The following is a 5,365-nucleotide window of genomic DNA, read 5'->3' on the forward strand; positions in this document are numbered from 1 at the left end:
CGCCTGCGGCGCCGCCCGGCGCGGCGGCTTCCGCCATCGCCAATCATTTCCACGCCTGCATGCAGCGCGCCGCCGCCAACGCCTATCCGGAGTCGCAGGCGCCGCGCACCGCGCGCATCGCCTATCGGGCGACATTCAGCGCATCGGGACAGATGACGGCCTATTCCATCACGCCGTCCGGCAATGGCGCTTTCGACGCCGTCGCCAATCGCCTCGGCGGACGCTGTGGCTCGGTGCCCTCTCCCGGCAAACCCGTCGCGCTTTCCGGCGCCCTCACCTTCAGCCCCTGACAGTGAATGAAAAGAGGAAAGGCAGACTAATGGCAGATCCAGTGACAGCGACCGCTTCGGCCGCCTTGGCGCATACGCTGACTCCGGTCGAATTGTTCTTGCAAGCGGACATCGTCGTCAAGGCGGTGATCGTCCTGCTCATCATCGCTTCGGCCTGGGGTTGGGCGGTGATCGCCGAAAAGCTCATTCGGCTCGGCCTTCTGCATCGGCGCGCCACGCGCCTCATCGATAGCATTCAAGGCGGCCTGCCTGTGACGGCCGTCGCGGAAAGCTTCGCGCAAGCCTCGCCCAATGATCCGTTCGTTCAGGTCTATCGCGCGATGGTGGACGAACACGCCCGCTCGGCGGACCTCGTCTATACGGAGGCGCAGCGGGACTCGCTGCAGGAACGCGTGCATCGCGTCGCGCAGCTCGCGAGCTCCAGCGCGCTCGACCATTTGCAGGCGCGTCTTCCCGGCCTTGCGACCATCGGCGCCGTCGCGCCCTTCGTCGGCCTCTTCGGCACCGTCTGGGGCATCATGAATTCGTTCCAGGGCATCGCCGCGTCGAACAATACGAGCCTCGCCGTCGTCGCGCCCGGCATCGCCGAAGCGCTGTTCGCCACGGCGCTCGGGCTTGTCGCCGCCATTCCCGCGGTCATCTTCTACAATCGCATCAGCGGCGACATCTCCGCTTATGGCAAGCGGCTCACCGCTTTCATCGGCGTGTTCGAAGTCGAACTTTCCCGTCAACTGTCAACGAGAGGAGAGCGCAATGGCCTTCGCGTTGCGTAAGCATGATGATGAATTCGATTCGCGGCCCATCGCGGACATCAACGTCACGCCGCTTGTCGACGTCATGCTGGTGCTGCTCATCGTCTTCATGGTCGCCGCCCCGCTCATGACGGCGGGCATTCCGGTCGATCTCCCGAAGACCCAAGCCAAGCAGCTTAACGACCAGCAGCCGCCGATCGTGGTCAGCGTCGACGCCAATGGCGTGTTCTTCGTCGACAAGACGGAAGCGACGGGGACCGACGGCCTGCTCCTGGCGCTCCGGACGAACAGCGAGAACAATCGCGATCGCCGCGTCCATGTGCGCGCCGACAAGGCCGTGGCCTACGGCAAGGTCGCCGAGGCGATGGGCGTGATCAACGCCGCGGGCTATCTGAAAGTCGCCCTGGTTTCGGAGGCCGGGGGCAACGGGTTGGGCGCCAAGGCCGCATCGGCGATCCCCTAGCAAGTTCCAAAAAAGTTGACGGACTTTTTCGATCAACTTTGGCGCGATTTCTTATCGATCGGCCGATTTCGTTCGATCGGAAAGCGCGCTTGGCGCGCCTGTCGTCCCGGGTTCGGTCCGCGGTAATTCCTCTCCGCGACCCGTCAAAGCCGGATCCGGGACGATTCCTCAAAATTCGTCCACAGCCTGTTGAATTTCTAATAAGCCATTCTTATTTCAATTAAATCTGGCGCGCCGGCGCTCCTTGTCGGCGCGATCGCGCTTAGGAGGCCTGTCGCTGCGCGCTTTTCCATTTCGATCCTGTATGATAGCTGGGCAAAAGGGCGCTTAGCCGGGATTCGGCGCGGCCGCGAGCCTAGGGGGTTCGCGAAGGCGACGCAGCGATTTCAAAGAATGCTCTCGAACAAAGCGAAATATGGATTAAAGGCGCTCATCCACTTGGCCAAGGCCGAGGGGCAATGCCTCGCGGGCGACATAGCGGAAGCCAATAATATTCCCCGCAAGTTTCTCGACGCCATTCTGGTGGAGCTGCGCAACGCCGGCATTCTCAACAGCCGGAAAGGGAAGGGCGGCGGCTACCATCTGGCGCGGCCGGCGGAGAAGATCACCGTCGGGCAGATCATCCGCATTCTCGACGGTCCGCTCGCGCCGATCGCCTGCGCCAGCCGCACCGCCTATCAGCGGTGCAAGGATTGCCCGGACGAAAACGCCTGCGCGATTCGCGACGTCATGCTCGACGTGAGGGATTCCATCGCGCTGATCCTCGACCGCACCAGCATCGCCTCGCTGCGCAATCGCGGCAATCGCGAGGCCCATGCGCTGCTGAGGTGAGCGCGCGCGAAGAGAACATTTTCCGCCGAGGTAGATGCCGGTTGGCGTAGAAAATTTTTCAATTCAAGAAGCGCGAAGCGCGTTCAAGAATCGATGCTTCGCAAACGCGCGCTCGGCCGCGCTTATTTAGGTTTGGGCCAGTTGAGGTCGGACTCGCCGCCGACCGGCGTTGTCTCGACGGGACCAACGCCGATGATCTGGACGATGACTTCTTCGTCCCCCGCGCCGTCCCAATGCACGCCATTGGCGGGATGCAGCATGTAAGAGCCTTCCTTGAGCGGGACGGCGTTCTTGAAATCGAGTTTCTCTCCAACGCCCGTCCACCAGACGCCCTTGATCACGGTGGCGTGGCGATCCTGCGAATGAAAATGCGGATTGGAATGAGAGCCGGGCGGGAATCTGTTGCGCACGACATAGAAGCCCGGCTTTGAAGGATCGCCATAGAGAATCGCCTGCGACGGACCGGCGCCGAGCGGACTCTTGAAAGGCGTCTGCTCGGGGAGGATGCGCAGAAAACCGCCATCCGTCTCGGCGACGACCGGCAGGCATACCGCCAGACTCAAAAGCCCGGCCCCGATCGACGCTTTCGTTACGATGCCCATGGTCTCTCCTTTGGAAATCGCGCCTTCCTTCGACAAGCGCTAAAAATTTAGAGCGCGCGTTCCGCGAAAAACCGGATTCCGTTTTTTCGCAGCGCGTTTCAGCGGGCGACCCCGCGCGCGTCGACGTTGAGGTAGGCGATCCGATAGTGGCGATCCAGCAGGGCGAGCTCCGAGGACGCCTCGATCAAAGCATGCGCGCCATAGATCAGGAAAAGCGCGAGCGACATGATGAGGAGGATGGGCGCGGCGAGAGGCATCTCAATTTCCTCGCGTCGCCTGGGGAAGGCCACGACATTCGACGCATGCGTCGAATTTACGCTCTTTCTTGCGCTTCTCATTCTCGTTTCCCTCGCACGAACGAGCCGCTCCAGTTACAAGAATAGAGCAGGATTCACGTTTGCGACGCGCTCGCAAGGCGATTCCGCTCAAAGGACCGCGCTCTAGCCAAGGGTTGAAAGCGCCAGGGCGGCGCTGCGCGCTTCTTCCGCGCTGCCGAAAATCTGCTTCTCCAGCGCGCTGAAGGTCTGCGTGACCGCATAGAAGCGATAGCCTTCTGCGGCCAGGCTGACGATGCCTATGGCGTGGGTCCCGATTTTGATCACATAGACGTGAAACATGGCGCTCCCTCGTTTCCCCTCTGTCACTTCTCTTTCGTCGAGACGCGGAAGCTGGCATTGTCCGGCGGCGCGACCGGCGTCTCGCTATGCGGCGTTCCTTCCGGCGCCCAGTCATAAGGAACGGGCTGCGCCCGATAGACCGCGTAGTTGAGCGTCTCGCGCCCGGTCTCCTGATCCTTGCCGCGGCGCGGATAGGGATTGATGTATTCCCAGACGATGTCGCCTGCCGGCGTCACTTGAAAGAAGCGTCCGATCTGGCCTTCGTCGATGAAGGTGTTGCCGTTGGGCAGGCGCCGGGCGTTGCTGATATGCGTGCTGCGGAAGCTCCAGCCGGGATTGCCCGAGTTCGCGCCGGTATATTGCCAGACGATTTCTTTCGTCGTCGGATTGATCTCGAGAACGCGCGAGCCGCCGGTGTAGCTCAATGCGGCGTGCGGATAGCCGGCCTCGCCCTGATTGTCGAATAGGAGCAGATTGCCCGCGCCTGGCAGTCCCTTGGGAATGAGGTGCGCGTCGTGCTGGCCGGAAATCTGGTCGACCGGGCGGGGAAGCTTGCGCGAAGCCGCTCCTTCCTGCGCGATCGGCGGATAATGGGGTCCGAGCGTCCAGACGATTTTGCGCGTCTTGCGGTCGATGATCGCGATGAAATTGGCGTTGCGCGAATCGAAGATCAGATTGTCGGGCGCAAATCGCTGGTCGCCCTGGTCGAACCAGTGATTGGGGCCGACGGGCTTCAGATCGTTGACATGAAGATAGTCGGCGTTCTTTGAGGCCTTGAGGAGCTTCAATTCCTCCGGGGCGAAGCCGATTTCGTCGAGATGGTCGGAGGCCGCCCAGGTCCAGACGATCTCCCCTTCGGGATTGACTTCATAGGCGACGTCGTCGAGCGCCTGGGGGGCCGCGAACCCCGGCAGCGGATAGATGATATTGGCGAGCACGAGCGTATTGCCATTGGGGAGACGCTCGATGTCGTGATGCTGCTGCGCGCGGCCGCCGGGCGCGCTTGCGCCGAAGTCCCAATGCTTCTTGCCGTCCCAGTCGATCTCGCCGACCGTCTTGCGGATGCGCGTCTGAACGCGCCCGGGAACGAGATCGGTTCCCTTGCCTTCCTCGGTTTCGAGCGTGACGAAAATATGCCCGCGCCGGCCGCCGAGGAGCGCGGGGTCGATGAAGGCGACCGGCTGTCCGCTGTATTTCCAGTCGCGGACGATATTGCCGTTAAGATCAATGAGGCGGGAAATATCGTCGCCGCCCGCGAAAAGAACGAAGGAATTATAGGCGCGGGACGGATCGTAGATCGTCGTGCCCGTCGGATACACGCTGGGCTCGGCGCGGACGGGAAAGAGGCCCGCGCGTAGGAAAAAGAAGAAGAAAAACGCCGTGGTCAGCGCGAGCAGGCGCAGCTCAAGGCTCGGTCGCAAGTGTTTCGCGCATTTTGTCGTCGCCGCCATCTCGCTTGCTCCCTCGCTCGACCATTAGCGTTTGACGAAATCGATTATAATCCTAGTCATCTAATATGCAATAGATAGGGACGGCCAAAAATTTATGCCAATTTTATGGGGCTAGTCCGGTATGAGCGCCCTTGAAAATATATATAATTTATGTAGTGTTTGGCCCATCAGGAGTCCCCGCCGGCCGTCCAATAGGAGCGCTCGAATGTCCAATCGCATCGCCAGCTATATTCCGCCTGCGAAGCCGGGGCGGGGCCGGATTTACGATTCGATCACGCAGACGATCGGCGACACGCCGCTGGTGCGGCTCGACCGGCTGACGCGCGCCAAGGGCGTCAGGGCCAATCTTCTCGCCAAGC

Annotated in this window: 7 protein-coding genes and 2 pseudogenes; 5 read left to right on the forward strand and 4 right to left on the reverse strand. The window is 61.6% G+C overall.

Annotation, left to right across the window (positions count from 1 at the left end):
* The 4 genes and pseudogenes from V3H18_RS16280 to V3H18_RS16295 form a co-directional block, all read left to right on the forward strand.
* Nucleotides 1–290: pseudogene (locus V3H18_RS16280) on the forward strand (energy transducer TonB); the annotation flags it as partial.
* Nucleotides 291–319: 29 nt separating this feature from the next.
* Nucleotides 320–1,063: a MotA/TolQ/ExbB proton channel family protein gene (locus V3H18_RS16285; protein WP_332083137.1), complete on the forward strand. Its 744-nt coding sequence runs from the start codon at nucleotides 320–322 to the stop codon at nucleotides 1,061–1,063.
* Nucleotides 1,044–1,505 carry an ExbD/TolR family protein gene (locus V3H18_RS16290; RefSeq protein ID WP_332083138.1) on the forward strand — a complete coding sequence of 154 codons (462 nt, stop codon included), beginning with the start codon at nucleotides 1,044–1,046 and terminating at the stop codon, nucleotides 1,503–1,505. The genes V3H18_RS16285 and V3H18_RS16290 overlap by 20 nt, the downstream gene beginning before the upstream one ends.
* A 393-nt stretch (nucleotides 1,506–1,898) precedes the next feature.
* Nucleotides 1,899–2,336 (forward strand): RrF2 family transcriptional regulator, encoded by a 438-nt coding sequence (locus V3H18_RS16295; RefSeq protein WP_332083139.1) that lies wholly within the window; start codon nucleotides 1,899–1,901, stop codon nucleotides 2,334–2,336.
* A gap of 122 nt (nucleotides 2,337–2,458) precedes the next feature.
* On the opposite strand, the gene V3H18_RS16300 is transcribed toward V3H18_RS16295, so the two are convergent.
* From V3H18_RS16300 to V3H18_RS16315, 4 genes are all read right to left on the reverse strand, one after another.
* Nucleotides 2,459–2,938 (reverse strand): cupin domain-containing protein, encoded by a 480-nt coding sequence (locus V3H18_RS16300; RefSeq protein ID WP_332083140.1) that lies wholly within the window; start codon nucleotides 2,936–2,938, stop codon nucleotides 2,459–2,461.
* A 98-nt stretch (nucleotides 2,939–3,036) separates the two neighbouring features.
* Nucleotides 3,037–3,276 carry a hypothetical protein gene (locus V3H18_RS16305; RefSeq protein ID WP_332083141.1) on the reverse strand — a complete coding sequence of 80 codons (240 nt, stop codon included), beginning with the start codon at nucleotides 3,274–3,276 and terminating at the stop codon, nucleotides 3,037–3,039.
* A 102-nt stretch (nucleotides 3,277–3,378) separates the two neighbouring features.
* Nucleotides 3,379–3,555 carry a hypothetical protein gene (locus V3H18_RS16310; protein ID WP_332083142.1) on the reverse strand — a complete coding sequence of 59 codons (177 nt, stop codon included), beginning with the start codon at nucleotides 3,553–3,555 and terminating at the stop codon, nucleotides 3,379–3,381.
* A gap of 23 nt (nucleotides 3,556–3,578) precedes the next feature.
* Nucleotides 3,579–5,006, reverse strand: coding sequence for an aryl-sulfate sulfotransferase (locus tag V3H18_RS16315; protein ID WP_332083143.1), 1,428 nt, complete (start codon nucleotides 5,004–5,006; stop codon nucleotides 3,579–3,581).
* A gap of 205 nt (nucleotides 5,007–5,211) precedes the next feature.
* On the opposite strand from V3H18_RS16315, the pseudogene V3H18_RS16320 reads away from it, so the two are divergent.
* Nucleotides 5,212–5,365: pseudogene (locus tag V3H18_RS16320) on the forward strand (cysteine synthase A); the annotation flags it as partial.

Source organism: Methylocystis borbori, from assembly GCF_036576025.1.
Taxonomy (GTDB): Bacteria; Pseudomonadota; Alphaproteobacteria; order Rhizobiales; family Beijerinckiaceae; genus Methylocystis; species Methylocystis borbori.